13 protein-coding genes are annotated in these 18112 nt (G+C 53.9%); 12 read left to right on the top strand and 1 reads right to left on the bottom strand.

Features of this window, described 5'->3' with window-relative positions; translation table 11 throughout:
- The first annotated feature begins 263 nt into the window (after window positions 1-263).
- The 6 genes from MUB23_RS17570 (at window position 264) to MUB23_RS17545 (ending at window position 10495) form a co-directional block, all read left to right on the top strand.
- Entirely contained in the window at window positions 264-3134 is a 2871-nt protein-coding gene (locus tag MUB23_RS17570) for an AAA family ATPase (protein ID WP_244802051.1), read from the top strand.
- A 147-nt stretch (window positions 3135-3281) separates the two neighbouring features.
- Window positions 3282-5291: a urocanate hydratase gene (locus MUB23_RS17565; RefSeq protein WP_244802050.1), complete on the top strand. Its 2010-nt coding sequence runs from the start codon at window positions 3282-3284 to the stop codon at window positions 5289-5291.
- A 10-nt stretch (window positions 5292-5301) separates the two neighbouring features.
- Complete coding sequence (hutI, locus tag MUB23_RS17560) at window positions 5302-6540, top strand: imidazolonepropionase (RefSeq protein WP_244802049.1); 1239 nt, start codon at window positions 5302-5304, stop codon at window positions 6538-6540.
- A gap of 325 nt (window positions 6541-6865) precedes the next feature.
- Complete coding sequence (locus MUB23_RS17555) at window positions 6866-9142, top strand: xanthine dehydrogenase family protein molybdopterin-binding subunit (RefSeq protein ID WP_244802048.1); 2277 nt, start codon at window positions 6866-6868, stop codon at window positions 9140-9142.
- Window positions 9132-9608, top strand: coding sequence for a (2Fe-2S)-binding protein (locus MUB23_RS17550; RefSeq protein ID WP_244802047.1), 477 nt, complete (start codon window positions 9132-9134; stop codon window positions 9606-9608). The genes MUB23_RS17555 and MUB23_RS17550 overlap by 11 nt, the downstream gene beginning before the upstream one ends.
- Entirely contained in the window at window positions 9605-10495 is an 891-nt protein-coding gene (locus MUB23_RS17545; protein ID WP_244802046.1) for an FAD binding domain-containing protein, read from the top strand. Before MUB23_RS17550 ends, MUB23_RS17545 begins: the two co-directional genes overlap by 4 nt.
- 144 nt (window positions 10496-10639) lie before the next feature.
- Here MUB23_RS17545 and MUB23_RS17540 read toward each other — a convergent pair whose 3' ends face one another.
- The gene (locus tag MUB23_RS17540; protein WP_244802045.1) at window positions 10640-11350 is read right to left on the bottom strand and encodes a Crp/Fnr family transcriptional regulator; all 711 of its coding nucleotides are present in this window, start codon (window positions 11348-11350) and stop codon (window positions 10640-10642) included.
- A gap of 285 nt (window positions 11351-11635) precedes the next feature.
- Here MUB23_RS17540 and MUB23_RS17535 point away from each other — a divergent pair, with 285 nt between their 5' ends.
- The 6 genes from MUB23_RS17535 (at window position 11636) to MUB23_RS17510 (ending at window position 18103) form a co-directional block, all read left to right on the top strand.
- Window positions 11636-12448: a hypothetical protein gene (locus MUB23_RS17535; protein WP_244802044.1), complete on the top strand. Its 813-nt coding sequence runs from the start codon at window positions 11636-11638 to the stop codon at window positions 12446-12448.
- A 55-nt stretch (window positions 12449-12503) separates the two neighbouring features.
- Complete coding sequence (locus MUB23_RS17530; RefSeq protein WP_244802043.1) at window positions 12504-14129, top strand: ABC transporter substrate-binding protein; 1626 nt, start codon at window positions 12504-12506, stop codon at window positions 14127-14129.
- Between the two features lie 163 nt (window positions 14130-14292).
- Window positions 14293-15231 carry an ABC transporter permease gene (locus tag MUB23_RS17525; RefSeq protein ID WP_244802042.1) on the top strand — a complete coding sequence of 313 codons (939 nt, stop codon included), beginning with the start codon at window positions 14293-14295 and terminating at the stop codon, window positions 15229-15231.
- Complete coding sequence (locus MUB23_RS17520; protein WP_330641934.1) at window positions 15231-16124, top strand: ABC transporter permease; 894 nt, start codon at window positions 15231-15233, stop codon at window positions 16122-16124. The genes MUB23_RS17525 and MUB23_RS17520 overlap by 1 nt, the downstream gene beginning before the upstream one ends.
- A 12-nt stretch (window positions 16125-16136) precedes the next feature.
- Window positions 16137-17129 (top strand): ABC transporter ATP-binding protein, encoded by a 993-nt coding sequence (locus MUB23_RS17515; protein WP_244802041.1) that lies wholly within the window; start codon window positions 16137-16139, stop codon window positions 17127-17129.
- 14 nt (window positions 17130-17143) lie between these two features.
- Window positions 17144-18103, top strand: coding sequence for an ABC transporter ATP-binding protein (locus MUB23_RS17510; protein WP_244802040.1), 960 nt, complete (start codon window positions 17144-17146; stop codon window positions 18101-18103).
- Window positions 18104-18112 lie beyond the last annotated feature (9 nt).

Below are 18112 nucleotides of genomic sequence, written 5' to 3'. Positions count from 1 at the left end.
TGTGCCCGTTTGTGTTGTGGCTGCCGTCAACCTCAGGGCCGCTGGGAGAGGGATCGTGGATCCTTGCCCGCAGCGGCCCTTTTTGAATTCCCGATTTCTGCGATCGCTGCTAAAAAACGAAGGAACCGGCGGTTGGGAGCCCTGTGCTGGATCCCTTCTTGTTCAAACAGGAAATTCCCAGCTTGAAAAATCGTCTCCGGTAGCTTAAGATATTAATCAGATAGAAATGATCCGAATATTCCAGTGAGAGAGGAGGATGCCTTATGGAGCAGATGAACATTCGCCTTCTGCAATCCCCAACGGTAGAAAAAAAGGGCGAGGAGATTTTATTTCCTTATAAAAAGGCGGCAGGTCTTTTTTATTATCTGTGCGTGAAAAAAAGCGCTACCAGAGAGGAATTGATTCATCTCCTCTGGGCGGACGGGAGCGAGGCCTCCGGCCGGAAGAGCCTGCGGGAAGCCCTCTATCAGATTAAGAAAAAGGTGGGGGAGGATTTTTTGCTTTTATCCGGGCAGTCGTCGGTCCGCCTCAATCCCGAAGTTCCCTGCTTCGTGGATCTGGATCATCCGGAGGATATTTTAGAACACTATAAGGGCGGTTTTTTGGATCATTTTTATGTGAAAAACTGCTATGAATTTGAGGAGTGGGCCCAGGAGACCAGGGAATATTACCGGAACTGCTACCTGGAAGAAGTAAGACGCCGCCTGGATCTCGCGGCCGCCGCCGGGGATGAGTCCAAGATGGATGCCTATACTTCGATTCTGCTCCGGCAGGACCCTTATAATGAGGCGTTCTACCAGCAGGCCATGGGCATTTTTGCGGAACAGGGAAAGTACAGCATGGCGATCAAGCTCTACTATGATTTGAGGAAGCGCCTGAAAGAAGACCTGGATATGGAACCGGGGGAGGACGTCCAGGAACAGATGCAGCGGATCTTCCAGGTAAAGGAAAATCTGATGGGAGGATCTATCCAGAGGGAAGAATATTTCTTCGGCCGCTCCCAGGAAGTGTACCGGATTCACAACCGGATCAGCGCTCTGATCCGAGGGGATAGGGCGCTGTCTCTGGTGGTAGAGGGGGATGTGGGCGTGGGAAAAACTGCGCTGATGGAAAAAGTGCGCCGTATGTTTGCCTCTCATCGCGTGCTGATTTGGTCCGCCGCCTGCTATGAGACGGAGCGGGGATTCTATTTAAAGCCGTGGCAGGATATTTTTTCACAGATGGAGGATCTGGCCTCCCAGGAAAAAATGGATCTGCGCCCGGAGGAAGCGGAAATTTTCCGGAATTTTATGCGGGGAGGAAGCGAACTTTCCGGGGAGGGTGTCCCAGTCAGCTGCCAGATGGTGGAACGGACTTTGCTGGAGCTGGTGGGGAGGATCTCTAAGAAGCGGAAGATTTTGCTCTTTTTGGATGACATTCAATGGATGGATGCCATGAGCGTTCAGCTCTTGCAGAGACTGCTCCTGACATACGGTGGGCAGTCGGTGCTGCTGATTGCAGGGCTTCGCCCCTGTGAGGAGAACGGGTTCGCCGAGTCCATGGAGCTCCTTTTGCGGAAAGATTTGCTGGAGCGGATGGAGCTGCGGAATTTTACCAGGGAGGAGACCGGGGAGATTCTGGAAAAGCTTTTGCCGGAAATCGGAGGAAGCGCGGAACAGGTGGAGGAAATCTACCGGGAGACCGACGGAAACGCCCTGTTTTTGATGGAGCTGGCCGGAGAAATGCGGGAAAAAGGGTTCACCCTGGATATTCCGAAAAAAACGGCCGGCGTCATTGGCAGCCGGCTGGCCCGGCTGTCCAAGGAAGAAAATCAGATTTTGGACGCCATGTCGATTTTTATCGACAGAGGCAACGTGGAGGAGTTGGAGATCCTGCTTCCATGGCCGCGTTTGACGCTGTTGGAGCTGTTGGAGGAACTGGAGAAAAAGCATCTGATCTGGGAAAATGTGACCGGCGGGGAGGTTTATTACAGTTTCCGGCACCGGATGTACTGGGAATACGTCTATGGCCGCCAGTCGGAGGGGAAGAAGCGGCATTGGCACATGCAGATCGGAATGTTTTATGAAAAGGACTATGAGAAAGAAAAGAGCCTCCGCTTTCTTCCTTTAATGGTCTATCACTATGAGCGCGGCGGAAACAAAAGTAAATTTTATCAGTATAAACTGCTGTATCTCAAAGAGTTCTATACCTTCCGAAATGAGAATTACCCGGTTCTTCACGAGGAACTTTTCAGCGGGTCCAGCCGCCTGAGGGAAAGGGACGGGGAACAGGCGATGACCAGCCTGGCCAGGGAGGTGATCCGCTGGGAGGACTCGTCGCGGGAGAGCAAGGCCTTGAAGATGGAAAGCTACTATATTCTGGGCCGGTATGACATTGCGGTGGGGGATTACCGGGAAGGGACCATGGCGGTCCAGACCAGCATCCGCCTCGCCGGGGAGCTGGAAGACGGGGAATATCTGGCAGGCGGCTGTAAGCAGATGATATTCTATGGAATCCAGGTCCAGGATCTGGAGGTCATGGAGGAGTATCTAAAACAAGGGCGGGAAGCTCTGAAAACCTATGGGCTGGCCTCTGAAAAAGTGGTTTTCGACCGCCTGGAAGCTTTGTACCTGAGCTGCAAGGGCGAGTACCGGGAGGCGGAGATCCGCCTGAGGAGGATCCTTGACTACTATGAGGGGTTGAGCGGGAGCCAGGATCTGTATCGGATGGGCAGGGTAGCCTGTTATAATTACATGGGAGAAATATACCGGCAGCAGGGCTTATTTACTGAAGCCTGTGTGTTTTACCGGAAGGCTCTGGAAGGAAGCGGGGATGGTTATCCGGTCAACGGGGTCGGCCAGCTCTATCTGAATCTGGGCCAGGCGCTTTTGGCGATGGAGGAGCTTTCGGAGGCGGGGACCTGTCTCTTGCGGGCCGTCGAGTGCTTTCGATATAATGATTACCGATGGGGGTGGGACCGGGCCGAAGCCTGCCTGTGCCTGCTGCGCCTAAAGGAAGGGAAGTGGGAAGAGGCGAAAGAGCATCTCGCCAAAGCGGACGGGCTGGCGGAGCAGATCCGGACGCCGGAAACTCTGCGGCTGATCGGGCAGTTGAAAGAAAAGCTGGATGAGCAGGACAAGCACGGACATAAATAAGAGTGACGCCGGAAATCAATATGTTTTTGGAAATGAAAGCGGGAGGGGCTGGGTTTTGACAGTCTTTTGACGGTGGATGGAGTATAATAAAGAAAAAATTATTCTCGCAGGAATATCTGGGAGACCATAGGAAAGGATGGAGATGGAATGAATAAGACGAATCTGAACGCTCAAATCTTTCAGCTGGATGAGCTTCCGGAGTATCCCAGCTTTGTGGAGGGAGTCCGGCGCGCGCCTAAGAGAGAATCTCACATGAGCCAGTCCGACAGAGAGACGGCCATTATGAACGCTCTCCGGTATATTCCGGAACAGTATCATGAGCAGATGGCAAAAGAATTTGCCAAAGAACTGGAAGAGAGAGGCCGCGTCTACGGCTACCGCTTCCGTCCCCAGGGTGCGATTAAAGGAAAACCCATTGACGAATACAAGGGGAAATGCACCGAAGGAAAAGCTTTCCAGGTCATGATTGACAACAACCTGGATTTCGATGTAGCCCTGTATCCCTATGAGCTGACTACCTACGGGGAGACCGGTCAGGTCTGCCAGAACTGGATGCAGTACCGCCTGATCAAGAAATATCTGGAGGAATTGACCGACGAGCAGACTCTCGTGGTAATGTCCGGTCATCCTCTGGGACTGTTCCGCTCTCAGAAAACTTCCCCCCGCGTTATCATCTCCAACGGCCTGATGGTCGGCCAGTTTGACAACCAGGCCAGCTTCAACCGGGCGGCAGCCATGGGCGTAGCCAACTACGGCCAGATGACGGCGGGCGGCTGGATGTACATTGGGCCGCAGGGTATTGTGCATGGCACCTTTAACACCCTTTTGAATGCAGGACGTCTGATGCTTGGCATTCCGAAGGATAAGGATCTGGCGGGACGCCTCTTCGTATCCGCCGGCCTTGGCGGCATGAGCGGAGCGCAGGGCAAAGCTGCTGAGATTGCCGGAGCGGTCTCCATCATCGCTGAGGTTGACTTCTCCCGGCTGATGACCCGCTACGAGCAGGGCTGGGTCAGCCGCTATACCGCGGATCTGGAGGAGGCTTACGCCTGGGCTCAGGAGAAACAGGCGGCAGGAGAGGCCTGCGCCATTGCCTACCACGGCAATGTGGTGGATTTGCTGGAATTCCTGATTGAGAAAAATGCGAGAGTAGATCTGCTGTCCGATCAGACTTCCTGTCACGTTCCTTACGACGGCGGTTATTGCCCGCAGGGCCTGACCTTTGAGGAGAGAACCCAGATGCTGGCAGAGGATCCGGAGCATTTCCGGGAGCTGGTGGACAAAACGCTGCGCCATCACTATGAGCTGATCTGCACGCTGCATGACCGCGGAACCTATTTCTTTGACTATGGCAACAGCTTCCTGAAGGCTGTCTATGATGCGGGTGTTCCTTCGATCTGCAAGAACGGCGTGGATGAGACCGACGGCTTTGTCTTCCCGTCCTACGTGGAAGATATTTTAGGACCACAGCTCTTTGACTATGGCTATGGACCGTTCCGCTGGTGCTGCCTGTCCGGCAAGCCCGAGGATCTGGACGCCACGGACCGGGCGGCGATGGAGTGTATTGACCCGAACCGCCGGTATCAGGACCGCGACAACTATGTCTGGGTGAGAGACGCGAAGAAGAATAAACTGGTGGTGGGAACCCAGTGCCGGATTCTCTATCAAGATGCTCTGGGCCGCATGAAGATTGCGTTGAAATTTAATGAGATGGTGAGAAATGGGGAGATCGGGCCGGTCATGCTGGGACGGGATCACCACGACACCGGCGGAACAGATTCGCCGTTCCGTGAGACTTCCAATATCAAGGACGGATCCAACATCATGGCGGATATGGCGACCCAGTGCTTCGCCGGCAACTGTGCCCGCGGCATGAGCCTGGTGGCTCTCCACAACGGCGGCGGCGTCGGCATCGGCAAAGCCATCAACGGCGGCTTCGGTATGGTGCTGGACGGCAGCGAGCGGGTGGATACGATCCTTTCCATGGCAATGCCTTGGGATACCATGGTAGGCGTTTCCCGCAGAGCCTGGGCCAGAAATGAGAACGCGGTTTCCACCGTGAAAGAATACAACGAGCTTTACCGGGAATCCGATCACATCACAGAGCCTTTCATCGCAGACCGCGAGCTGGTGAAGGCAGTGCTGAAATCGGAATAGGAGGAAATGAATGGCAGTTCGCTTATTGATTGAAAATATTGGAATGCTTGCCACCCCCACGGGCCAATCGGCCTGCCGGGGGGCGGAGCAGGGAGAAATCACAGTCAGTAAAAACGCCTATGTCGCCGTCGGAGAGGACGGGAATATCGTGGAGGTAGGAACCGGAACAGTACCTGCCGGGCTGCGGGATGCGGAACAGGTTGTGGATGCAGAAGGCGGCCTGGTGACGCCGGGCCTGGTGGACGCCCACACCCATTTGGTGTTCGGTGGCTGGCGGGAACATGAGCTGGCGCTGAAACTGCGGGGCGTGCCCTATCTGGATATTCTCGCGCAGGGGGGAGGGATCCTGTCCACTGTGCGGATGACGCGGGAAGCGTCCTTTGAAGAGCTGGTGGAGAAATCCTGCAAAGCTCTTTCCATGATGCTTGCCCTTGGCACAACGACCTGTGAAGCAAAGAGTGGTTACGGGCTCAATTTGGAGACGGAGCTCAAACAGCTCCGGGTAATCCAAAAATGCGGCGAGATCCAGCCGGTGGAGCTTGCGGCGACGTTTTTGGGCGCCCACGCGCTTCCGGAGGAGTACAAAGAAAACCGGGAGGAGTATGTGCGCCTGGTCTGTGAGGAAATGATTCCGAAGGTTGCGGAGGAAAAACTGGCGGAATTCTGCGATGTGTTCTGTGAGACCGGCGTGTTTACCGCCGAAGAGACGAGGCAGATTTTGGAGGCGGGCATCCGCCACGGTCTTCCGGCCAAGGTTCATGCCGACGAGATTGATCCGATCGGCGGATCCCAGCTGGCGGGCCAGCTCCATGCCGTCTCGGCGGAGCATTTGATCTGCACTCCGGATGAAGGGATCGCTTCCATGGCCGAAGGCGGCACGGTGGCGGTTTTGCTTCCGGCCACGTCGTTTTATCTGGACAAGACCTTTGCCAGGGCCAGGGATATGATGGCGGCAAACGTTCCGGTGGCAGTGGCCACGGATTTTAACCCCGGATCCTGTCCGAACCTGTCTTTACCCATGGCGATGAATCTGGCCTGCTATAAGTATCGGATGACGCCGGAGGAGGTCCTGACGGCTGCTACCTTGAACGCTGCCGCTGCCATCGGCCGGGCGGACCGGATCGGAAGCCTGGAAGTGGGCAAACAGGGAGATCTGGTGATCTGGGATGCGCCGAATCTGGATTTCATCTTCTACCGGTTTGGAAACAATCTGGTCCGGAAGGTGGCGAAGAAGGGCGTACTCTGCTAAAGTGCGGGAGAGGAAAGTTTTTCTAAATCCATATTGGCACTAGGATGAGATAAAAGCCTGTGGTATGATGAGGATTACACATACTGCGGGCTTTTTGCGATTTTTTGCCGGACTCTTTGTTTCGGCCGGATATCCTGTGACCGAATGGTGAAAAATCAGGCCATATGCAAAATTACTTGGCTTCATGCCTAATTTATTTGCGATTAATGAAAGAAATTTGACCACGCAGCGCAGAATTTGGCGGGAGCCTGCTGGCATGGAAATTGCTATATAATTAAGAACGAGGAACAGAAGGAAACGGTGACGGAAAGGAAGAAAGGAAAGAATGCGGGAAGAGTTGAAATTTGTCGGTGCATCGCTGTCAAATGATCAGGCTTACGGGAAAGCGACCGGAGCCATAACCTACTGCAGCGATATGACTGCGCCGGGAATGCTTGTGATTCGTTTAAAGCTTTCCACGATTGCCCACGGATGGATCGACGAGATTGATATTGAGGAGGCCCTGGCTCTTCCGGGAGTGCGGGCCGTATACTACTGGGGAAATACGCCGGATCGGAAATATGACCGGGGCCGGGTGGCGTCCTACGAGGAGGCTCCCAACCAGGAACGGCTCTTTGACCGTCATGTGCGGTTCTACGGAGAGCGGGTGGCCGCGGTTGTGGCGGAGTCCGAGGAGATTGCGGCGGAGGCCTGCCGGAGAATCCGGGTCAGCTACCGGGAAATTCCGGCGATGCTGACCATGGAGGAGGCTTCCAGAGAGGGCGCGGAAAAAATCCATGAAGAGGGGAATGTCTATGAGGCCCCCGAAGCAGGATGGGGTGATTTTGAGAACTGTCAGGCTGAATACTGCCAAAAAACACAGGTGGCCCTGGGCCGGATGACACATTTGTCCATGGAGACCCATTCCTGCCGGGCTCTGTGGGACAAAAGCAGCGGGAAACTAACGGTGTGGACCGGCTGTCAGACGGTGTTCGGAATCCGCTCTACGCTGGGGGATTTTCTGGGACTGCCCTACTCGAAAATCCATGTGATCAAGACCGCCATGGGCGGTTCTTTTGGGTGCAAGCAGGAAACCCTTGTGGAACCTTTGACGGCCTGGGCCGCCTGTGATTTAAAGGCGGATGTCCGCCTGGTGTACACCAGGGAGGAACAGATCATCCATACGATGCTGAAACACAACCTGGAAGGAGTGATCGAGAGCAAGATCCATCCGGACGGAAAAATTGAGGGGGTACGGGTGTCCGTCATGCTGGACGCAGGCGCTTATCAGACCATCTCCCCTTCTTATCTCCGGACCATCGGAGGAAAGCTGGGAAAGGTTTACCGGATTCCCAATATTACCTATGGCGGAAAAAGTATCTGCACCAACACTGCGGTCAACGGGAGCTTCCGGAGCTGGGGGTCCTCGGAGGAAGCCGCGCTGCTGGAGACTCATTGGAACCAGGTCTGCGCGGACCGGGGATGGGACCCGGTGGAATTCCGCCTGAAAAATGTCCTGAACCCCTATGAGCAGGATGGGATGCACGGGGTGACCATCGGCAACGCCCGTCTGAGAGATGTGCTGACTGCCGGCCGGGAGCGGTTCCGGTGGGAGGAGAGAAAGCAAGCCTGCCTGGAGAAAAATAAGGCTCAGGGACGGTACCGGTATGGGGTCGGCGTAGCCATGGGAAGCCACACCAGTTCTTTTTATCCATACATTGCCGATGTGGCCACGGCCACGGCGCGCCTCCAGGAGGACGGCAGCCTGACGCTTCATATCGCAATCCATGACCACGGATGCGGCACGGTGATGGCGATGAAAAAAATTGCGGCGGAAGTGATGGAACTGGATTTGGAACAGATCCAGCTTGCAGAGGCGGATACGGAACACTGCATGTACGATTATGGATGCTATGGAAGCCGGACCACCTATGTTTTGGGAAATGCGGTGAAGAAATGCTGTGAGAAGCTGAAGGAAAAGGCAAAGCACGTGGCGGCTTATCAGCTTCAATGCAGCGCCAGTGTTCTTCGTTATCAGGACGGCCGGTTCTATCCCGAACCGGAACCGGAGCGAAGCGTTTCTCTGCGTGAGATTTCAGATTATGCACTGGGGACGCTGGGGGAGGACATTTATACGGCTTACACCCATAATTCCGTGGAAAACCCAGGCGTGGCCTGCGCTCATTTTGCGGAAGTGTCGGTGGACACGTTCACCGGGAGTGTGAAAGTGGAGCACTGCCTCTCCGTTCATGATATTGGACGCGCCATCAACCCGGATCTGTGCCGGGGGCAAGTGGGAAGCGGGATTCAGCAGGGAATCGGGATCGCCCTTTCCGAGGAAATTAAGCTGGATCCGAAAACCGGCGAAGTGCTGGTTTCGAACCTGAAAAATTATGAGGTGACTAACGCCTGCGATATGCCGGATTATGATGTGCTGTTTTTGGAAGAGCCGGATCATGAGGGACCTTTTGGAGCGAAATCCATCGGCGAGGTGGTTCTCGTGCCGGTGGCCCCTGCCCTGGTGGCTGCGGTAAACCAGGCCTTGGGGACGAGGCTTTACCGGATGCCGCTGACTCCGGCGGTTATTTTGGATGCGATTGAGGGAGGACACGATGAGAATTGAATACTGGCTCAACGGAGAGCACCGGGTGGATGAGGTGGACGGCAGCAGGCGCCTGTTGGATTATCTGAGGGAAGATCTCGGTCTGACCGGTACGAAGGAAGGCTGCGGGGAAGGAGAGTGCGGAGCCTGCACCGTGCTGCTGGACAATAAGGCGGTTCACGCCTGTCTGACCATGGTTGGACAGCTTCAGGGCCGGTCCCTGACCACCATCGAAGGGCTGGAGAAGAATGGGGAGCTGGACCGGCTCCAGCAGACTTTTATCCGAAACGGAGCGATTCAGTGCGGCTTTTGCTCGCCGGGCATGATCCTGTCGGCAAAGGCGCTTTTGATGGAAAATCCGAATCCCAGCGACGAGGAAATCCGCATGGCGATTGCGGGGAATATCTGCCGGTGCTCCGGCTACCGGGAGATCCGCGCCGCGATTCGGGAAGCAGCGGATTCTGCGAGGGAGGAGGCGGAAGAATGAGAGAACCCAGATGGGAATATTTGCAGCCGGCGGACCGGGAAGAATTGTTCGCCGCTATGGCGCAGATGACCGAAGACAGTGTGTTTCTGGCAGGAGGAACCGATCTGCTCTGCGAGATCCGGGAGGCAAAGATCAAGATTGACCGGATCGTCAGCCTTGGGCTGCTGAAAGAGTTTTCCGGCATCCGCCTGGAGGGAGACGGGATCCGAATCGGGTCCATGGCCACCCATGGGGAGATCGCGGCGGACCCCAGTGTCCGCAGGTATCTGCGCGCTCTCGCCGAGGCCTGCGCCCACGTCGGATCCAAACAGATCCGCAACAAGGGCACCATTGGCGGAAATTTGATGAATGCGTCGCCGGCCGGCGACATGATTCCTTGCTTTTTCCTGCTTCACGGCAAGGCGGAAATCCTGTCCTCCGACGGGACGACCCGTTTTGCCGAAGCCGGGGAGTTTTACCGTGGGGGCGGGGCCCCTGCCATGGAGCGAAACGAGGTGCTTGCCGCCGTCCATTTCCCGGTTGTTCCGGAGCGGGACAGCTTCTTTGTCAAGCTGGGGAGCCGCACGGAGGTGACAATTGCACAGATTTCCGCCTGTATGTCCGCCAAAAAAAAGGACGGCATGTTTGAAGATGTGGAATTTTACCTGGGCTCGGTAGACCGGACTCCGCTGCCGGTCCCGGAAGCCGCCGCTATCCTGGGCGGATCCCTGGGCACTGTGGAGGAACGGAACCGGCTGTCCGAGCTGCTCTCAAAACGGATTCAGGAAATTCAGGCAAAAAGAAAAAGGCCTCCGCGCCTAAAGATCCGGGAGAGCGAGAGACATTACAAGGAAAGAGCTGTTAAAGGCGTCGTATATGATTTGCTGGATGGGTTTGACCGGCCGTAGTGCGGCGTCTGAGCCATCGTTTGGAGCGATTCAGATGAGTTCGGCGAACACAGAAAAATGGTGCTGGTGAAAACCCAGCGCCATTTTTTGTATGGTTCTTCCGTTAAAATAAACAGGGAAGCCCGGCGGACTGCGCGGCAGTCACTATGTTTGATCCATCCAGCCCTTTAGACTTTCCATATCGTGGACCGTGATGTATCCTTTGGGGTTGGATATAATTTTTTTCTGCAGCAGATCATGGTAAATCTTTGAGACCGTTACCCGATTGAGATTGATCAGATTGGACAGTTCCTCGTGGGTAAAGCGGATGGAGATCCGGATGGAGCCGTCCGGCTGAACCTCCCCATACCTGGCGCACAGGGCGAGAAGAGCCGCGGTGACCCGCACCACGGAGCTTTTGGTGGAATACTCCATCTGGGAGCATAGAAGCCGGACTTTGTAATTCAGGCTGTGGATCACCTCCAGGGAAACCATGGGATGAAGGCTGATGATGCGCAGGAAATCCCGGATATTGATGCGGAACAGGGTGGTGTCAGTGATGGCATAGGCCGAGATGTGGGCGGGAGTGGAATCAAAAGCGGAATTTTCGCCGATCATGCCGCCCCGTTCTAGGATATAGATGGATTTTTCTGCGCCCGACCGGTCGGAATAAAAGATCCGCAGCCTTCCGGTCCGGACGATATAGACGTTTTTGTTGGATTCCCCCTGTAAAAACAGGTAGTTCTTTTTCTTTACTGTTGCAATGGACCCTATGCCTGCCAACAGAGTATTGTGTTCCTGATGGGAAACAATCCAGGGGGAGACGTAATTTTTCTCTTCCAGAAAGGAATGTAATTCAGAACTGAAATCATTCATAGTATTTATCCTTTGCATGGCGGGCGCGTGATGATGTAAAGTTGCGTTTTTAGCATATAAGCAAAATAGCTTTTTGTCAATTGAAAAAGGAGAAGGGGGGAAGAGTGAGATAGAAGCGCATAAAACGAGAATTATTTAGAATGGTGATGGGATGCGAGATAAAAGTTTGATGTTTGTAGCCTGGGCTACAAACAAAAAGATAAAAATGTTCTATACTACCAGATATAGGATGCTAGCATACGGAACCGGAACACTTATCAAATATTCAGGGAGGTTTGAACGATTATGAGATTTTTAGAGTACGAAACCTGGAGGCTGAAAAAGGACTGTCCCATGGACGATTACGAGCATATGATTGAGACTTGGTTTCAATATGTATGCGCCAACAAAAAGGAACTGTTCGACGAGTGGGTCAGCGCCAAATATTATAACCAGTGTGACAAAGAGGGAAATCCGACCGGCGTATTTGTGATGCTGTTTGAGTACGAATCCCTGGAAGGCCATCATACATACAAAAATAGAAAACTGCACAGCTACGAGGTAAACGACGGAGTTTACGCCGAGTACGCGTCCAACGATCCTTACCAGTTCTTTGACCTGGATCATGTGAACATTATCTGCATGCAGCCGGAGAAGACGGATCTTTGGTTTGACTACACGGAGGAAAAGAGAGCGATTGAGAAGAAGAACGGCGTATGCCTGCGCCGCTTCCTGGAATATGAGATCTGGAAAGTAGCTCCGGACGCAGTCTGGGAAGACTACGAGAACATGATCGAAACCTGGTTCCGGTATGTGGTGGAGAACAAGAAGGAACTGTTTGATGAGTGGGTCAGCGCCCGCTACTATCAGCAGTGCGATAAAGAGGGCAACCCCAACGGCGTCTATGTGATGCTGTTTGAGTATGATTCCCTGGAGGGCCATCATGCCTACAAGAGCCGCAAGCTTCACAGTTACGCTCTGAACGACGGACAGTACGCCCAGTATGCGGCCAATGACCCTTATCAATTCTTCGATTTGACCACGGTAAACATCGACTGCATGCAGCCGTTGAAGACGGATCTCTGGTTTGACTACAGCAAGGAAAAAGAGGAGAAGTAAAAAATAGCTGCGAAGCAGGAGCGCAATAAAAAATTTTACATAGGGAGGAAAAGATATGAAGAGAAATCGATGGCTGTGTTTGGCTATGGCGGGTCTGATGACTGCGTCCATGTTTCTCGCCGGCTGCGGAGGGAATGGGAATTCCACAACGGCGGCGGGCGGAGAAACGAAGGCCGGCGGGACGCAGGGAGCCACAGAGGCAAACGCTGGAGCCGGTACGGAAACTGGTGCGGCAACCACAGGAAAGGACAGCCTGATTATCGGGCATTGGGGAGATCCGCCAAGCTTGGATCCCAACAATTCCATGAACGACTGTTCCATGCGTGTGACCACCAATGTATTCGACACCCTGGTACGGATGGATGAACACTTCAAGGCTCAGCCCTGCATCGCAGAGTCCTGGACCATCTCGGACGACGGCACGGAATATACCTTTAAAATCCGAGGAGATGTGAAATTCCATAATGGTGACCTGCTGACCGTAGATGATGTGGTGTTCAGCATTGATCGGGGAATCAACTCACCGAAAGCTTCTCCCAGCTACGGCAAGGTTGCGGGCGTGGAGAAGGTGGATGATCAGCATGTGAAGGTCATCTTGAAAGCGCCCTACAACCAGGCCCAGATCCTGGCTAACCTGGCTCTTCCCTTCGGCCCCATCATGAGCAAATCCTATGTGGAGTCGGTCGGAGACGAGGAGTTCGCCAGAAAGCCCATGGGTACCGGCCCCTACAAGTTTGTAGAGTGGGTCAAGGGCGAGAAAGTGATTCTGGAGGCCAATGAGGACTACTTTATGGGCGCTCCCTCCATCAAGCATGTGGAGCTGGTCACCATCGCGGACACCAGCGCAGCCCTGCTGAACCTGGAGAGCGGCGACATCGACGCTTACTGCGACATTCAGACCTCCGATTATGGATTGGCTCAGTCCAACCCGGATATCAAGATCGTGGAAGGAAACGCTCTGGGCTATGAGTTCCTCCAGTTCAACACGAAAAAAGCGCCTTTTGATAATGTGAAGGTGCGCCAGGCCGTTGCCTATGCGCTGGACAAAGACGCCATGCTCCAGGGAATCAACGACGGCATCGGCACCAAACTGGATACGGTGGTTTTGGAAGACGCCATCGGCTACACCGACAAGATTACCAAGTATGACTACAATCTGGAGAAGGCAAAAGCCTTGCTTGCGGAGGCCGGATATCCGGACGGATTCACCTGTGACATCCACGTGATCAGCGACCTGTACGCCAAGTATGCCCAGGTGCTTCAAAGTTCCCTGCTGGAGATCGGAATCAAGGCAGAGATCAAACAGGAAGAGCTTTCCGCCTATAAGGTGACCACCGGCGGTGGAAACTATGACATGGCCATCAACGGATGCAGTTTTACCGTTATGGATGTCTATGAATCCTGCGGCGACAGCGTGATCGGCTCCAAGATTGGCGAGACCAACAATACGTTCTATGACAATCCCCGCGTCAACGAGCTGTTTGATGAAGCGCTGGTAACGGTGGATGATGCAAAGCTGGGAACTCTGTATGAAGAAATCTTGGTCACCCTCAGCGAAGACGTTCCCATTGTTCCCTTTATCTGGCGGGTCAGAAACGTTACCTGCAATAAAGACCTGAATATTCCGTACATGGATCCCTATGCGTTCCATTACCTGAAGGATTGGAGCTGGAGCAGCTAAACGATAGACGGCAACTGGATCTCTAACCGCAATGTGCCCGGATATTGGGAGAGTAAGGCACAAAAATGTCTTGCCCAATATCCGGGTTACTTTCATATCAGACACAGCAGAGCTGTGTGATAAACTGCGGAGCAGACATCATTGTTAAAATGGGAGTGACAAAATGTACAAATATGTGGTAAAAAGGATTCTTTTAATGATACCGGTCCTATTGGGAATCTCCTTTGTGGTGTTTTTCCTGATGGATCTGACGCCGGGCTCGCCGGCCGATATTATCATGGGGGATTTGGCCACGGCGGAGGCAAAGGCGCAGCTGAACGAATCGCTCGGCTGGAACCAGCCGTTCCTGCAGAGGTATGTGGAATATATCGTCAATGTATTCCATGGAGATTTCGGCACTTCCTACGTGTCGGGCCTGCCGGTCTTCCAGGAACTGTTTTCCCGTTTCCCCACCACGTTCCGTCTGGCCTTGTACAGTATGGTACTGGCCTCTCTGATCGGAATTCCCGTCGGCATCGCCTGTGCCGTGAAGCAGTATTCTTTGATTGACAGTTTCAGCACAATCTTTGCCTTGATCTTTATTTCCATCCCTTCCTTCTGGCTGGGCCTTCTGATGATTATCGTATTTTCCGTACAACTTCACCTGCTGCCTTCCTTTGGCTCCGAGTCGTTCGCCCACTTTATCATGCCGGCCATCACCTGTTCGGGCGCTACGCTGGCCACGCTGATTCGAATGACCCGTTCTACCATGCTGGAAGTCATCCGTCAGGATTACATCAGGACCGCCTATGCGAAAGGAGCCACCAAAGGGCGTGTGATCGTCAAGCACGCGCTGCAGAATGCAATGATCCCGATCATCACCATCGTGGGCGTGAATTTCGGCTACATGCTGGGCGGAGCCGTGATCACGGAGAACGTTTTCGGAATGTCGGGCGTTGGCAATCTGCTGCTGGGGTCGATCCGGAACAAGGATATTCCCATGGTTATGGGAGGCGTCCTGATCATCGCCGTTATGTTCAGCATCATCAATCTTCTCCTGGATATTTTGTACGCCTTTGTGGATCCGAGAGTAAAAGCACAGTATAAGAAGGGAGGCACCTGATGATGACGGTAGCAGGAAAACAGGAAGTAGACTTGAATGCAGAAAAGAAGCGGTCTCAGCTTCTTGAGGTTTGGCGCAGGCTGAAAAAAAGCAAAGTGGCAATTGTAGGGCTGGTCATTTTGATCTTTCTGATCTTTATCGCGGTCTTTGCCGATCTTTTGGTAGATTACAATGTGGCGATTAAGCAGGATTTGGTTCATAAGCTCCAGGGCCCTTCGGCGGAGCATTGGCTTGGCACTGATTCCTTCGGCCGCGATATTCTGGCCAGAATTATCCATGGCAGCCGGATTTCTCTGAGCATCGGATTTATCGCTGTGATTATCTCCCTGATTGTGGGAGGGGCCATCGGATCCATCGCCGGTTATTACGGGGGAAAGCTGGACATGATCGTCATGCGTTTCATCGATGTCTTGATGTCGATCCCGTCCATGCTGATGTGCATCTGTGTGGTGACAGTCCTGGGGCCCGGCATGTCCAATCTGATGGTTGCCGTTACCATCAGCTATGTGGCTACCTTCTGCGTCATCGTCCGTTCCTCCATACTGACGATTAAAAATTCCGACTATATCGAGGCGGCAAGGGCCACGGGAGTGGGAACCTTCCGTATCATCTTGAAGCATATTATTCCAAATACAATGGGCCCCATCATGGTGCAGGCCACCTTGAGCATCGGCAGCGTGATCCTTTCCGCCGCAGGCCTGAGTTTCGTGGGACTCGGCGTTATGCCGCCGACGCCGGAGTGGGGAGCCATTCTGACCGAGGGCAAGGAATTCATCCGCACGGCGCCCCATATCGTACTTTTCCCCGGCATTGCTATTATGCTGGCTGTGATGTCGCTGAACTTTTTGGGCGACGGACTTCGGGATGCCCTGGATCCCAGACTGAAACAGTAAGGGGGAAGAAAGATGGAAGACAATAAGAAGACACTGTTGGAGATAGAAGATCTGGATGTAATCTATCAGACGGATCTGGAAACGGTTCACGCGGTCAACGGAATCAGCTTTTCCATGAAGCAGGGCGAAACCCTGGGACTGGTCGGGGAGACCGGAGCAGGAAAATCCACAACGGCTCTCAGTATCCTCCGGCTTCTGGCGGAAAACACCGGGAAGATCCGGAAAGGAAAGATCCTTTTTAACGGAGAGAACATCCTGGATATGAATAAGCTGGAGCTCCAGTGTCTGAGGGGAGAAAAGATCTCCATGATTTTTCAGGACCCGATGACCAGCTTGAACCCGGTGCTCACCGTGGGCAAGCAGATTGCAGAAGTACTGGAGCTGCACAATCAAAAACATCTAAGCGCCCATCAGATTGAAGAGCGGGTGGATGAAATGCTGCGCCTGGTGGGAATTTCATCGGAGAGAAAGCATGACTATCCCCATCAGTTCTCCGGCGGGATGAAACAGCGGGTGGTAATCGCCATTGCCCTGGCTTGCCAGCCTCAGCTTTTGATCGCGGACGAACCCACCACGGCCCTGGATGTCACGATCCAGGCCCAGGTCATCGATATGATGGAGAAATTGAAATCTCAGCTGAACACCTCCATGATTTTGATCACCCATGATCTGGGGATCGTGGCGGAGATCTGCGACAATGTAGCAATCATGTACGCCGGGGAAATCATTGAGAGGGGGACCGTGTATGACATCTTTGAAAATGAGGATCACCACCCTTACACGGAGGGCCTGTTCGGTTCCATCCCCCGCCTGGACGACGAGACGGACCGTCTGAAGCCCATCAAAGGGCTGATGCCGGATCCCACCAGGCTTCCGGAGGGGTGCAAATTCTCCCCCCGGTGTCCCAAGTGCATGGAGATCTGCAAAAAGGAGCAGCCTCCGGCCTGCCGGAAGGGCACCCATGAGATCTGCTGTCACCTTTACCGGAAGAATGACGAGAAGTAGGGGAGGAAAAACGTATGGATACGCAAGTTCCGCTGATTGAGACGAGAAAGCTGAAAAAATATTTTAAGACAGGAAAAGGAATGCTGCACGCGGTGGACGACATCGACATGCAGATACAAAAAGGTTCGACGCTGGGCGTGGTCGGGGAATCCGGCTGCGGAAAGTCAACCCTGGGCCGCGTTGTGCTGGGCCTGATCAATGCCACCGGTGGGGAAATCTATTATAAAGGCAAGGATACGGTCAAGTACAGCAGCAGAGAACAGAAAAGCCTGCGGAAGGAAATGCAGATCATCTTCCAGGACCCTTACGCTTCTTTAAACCCTAGGATGTCCGTCAGCGAGATTATCGCGGAGCCCATCCGGGTGAACCATATCCTTCACGGCAAGAAGGAGATCGATCAGAGAGTCAAAGAACTGATGGAAACCGTGGGAATCGCAAGGCGTCTGGCTTACGCCTACCCCCACGAGCTGGACGGAGGAAGACGCCAGCGGGTGGGCATCGCCAGGGCGCTTTCGGTGAATCCGGAATTCATCGTCTGCGATGAGCCGGTATCTGCCCTGGACGTCTCCATCCAGGCGCAGATTTTAAATCTGATGATGGATTTTCAGGACGATTTGGGGCTGACCTATATGTTCATCACCCATGATTTGTCCGTGGTCAAACATATCAGCGACGAGATCATGGTCATGTATCTGGGACAGTGCGTGGAGCGGGCGCCCAGCCGGGAACTCTTTGAGAATCCCAGGCACCCTTATACCGAGGCACTTTTGAAGGCTGTGCCCATCCCCAGCCTGAAAAACAGAGGAAAGCCCAGGGAGATCCTGAAAGGCGAGGTGGTCAGCCCCATCGATCCCGCGCCGGGCTGCCGGTTTGCGCCGCGGTGCCGTTACGCCACGGAGCAGTGCAAGGCCCCGCTGGAATTCCGGGAAGTGTCCGACCGGCACTTTGTAGCATGCAGACTGACCGAATCATAGAAGAGGAGA

The organism is Cuneatibacter sp. NSJ-177 (assembly GCF_022867805.1).
Lineage (GTDB): Bacteria > Bacillota > Clostridia > Lachnospirales > Lachnospiraceae > Pseudolachnospira.
The sequence above is the reverse complement of the archived record's forward strand: the minus strand, read 5'-3'. Positions and strand labels throughout refer to the sequence as shown.

Excerpts from the sequence above, each read along its gene's own strand:
- MUB23_RS17570 (WP_244802051.1), top strand. The coding sequence starts at position 264 with ATGGAGCAGATGAACATTCGCCTTCTGCAATCCCCAACGGTAGAAAAA.
- MUB23_RS17565 (WP_244802050.1), top strand. The coding sequence starts at position 3,282 with ATGAATAAGACGAATCTGAACGCTCAAATCTTTCAGCTGGATGAGCTT.
- hutI (WP_244802049.1), top strand. The coding sequence starts at position 5,302 with ATGGCAGTTCGCTTATTGATTGAAAATATTGGAATGCTTGCCACCCCC.
- MUB23_RS17555 (WP_244802048.1), top strand. The coding sequence starts at position 6,866 with ATGCGGGAAGAGTTGAAATTTGTCGGTGCATCGCTGTCAAATGATCAG.
- MUB23_RS17550 (WP_244802047.1), top strand. The coding sequence starts at position 9,132 with ATGAGAATTGAATACTGGCTCAACGGAGAGCACCGGGTGGATGAGGTG.
- MUB23_RS17545 (WP_244802046.1), top strand. The coding sequence starts at position 9,605 with ATGAGAGAACCCAGATGGGAATATTTGCAGCCGGCGGACCGGGAAGAA.
- MUB23_RS17540 (WP_244802045.1), bottom strand. The coding sequence starts at position 11,350 with ATGAATGATTTCAGTTCTGAATTACATTCCTTTCTGGAAGAGAAAAAT.
- MUB23_RS17535 (WP_244802044.1), top strand. The coding sequence starts at position 11,636 with ATGAGATTTTTAGAGTACGAAACCTGGAGGCTGAAAAAGGACTGTCCC.
- MUB23_RS17530 (WP_244802043.1), top strand. The coding sequence starts at position 12,504 with ATGAAGAGAAATCGATGGCTGTGTTTGGCTATGGCGGGTCTGATGACT.
- MUB23_RS17525 (WP_244802042.1), top strand. The coding sequence starts at position 14,293 with ATGTACAAATATGTGGTAAAAAGGATTCTTTTAATGATACCGGTCCTA.
- MUB23_RS17520 (WP_330641934.1), top strand. The coding sequence starts at position 15,231 with ATGATGACGGTAGCAGGAAAACAGGAAGTAGACTTGAATGCAGAAAAG.
- MUB23_RS17515 (WP_244802041.1), top strand. The coding sequence starts at position 16,137 with ATGGAAGACAATAAGAAGACACTGTTGGAGATAGAAGATCTGGATGTA.
- MUB23_RS17510 (WP_244802040.1), top strand. The coding sequence starts at position 17,144 with ATGGATACGCAAGTTCCGCTGATTGAGACGAGAAAGCTGAAAAAATAT.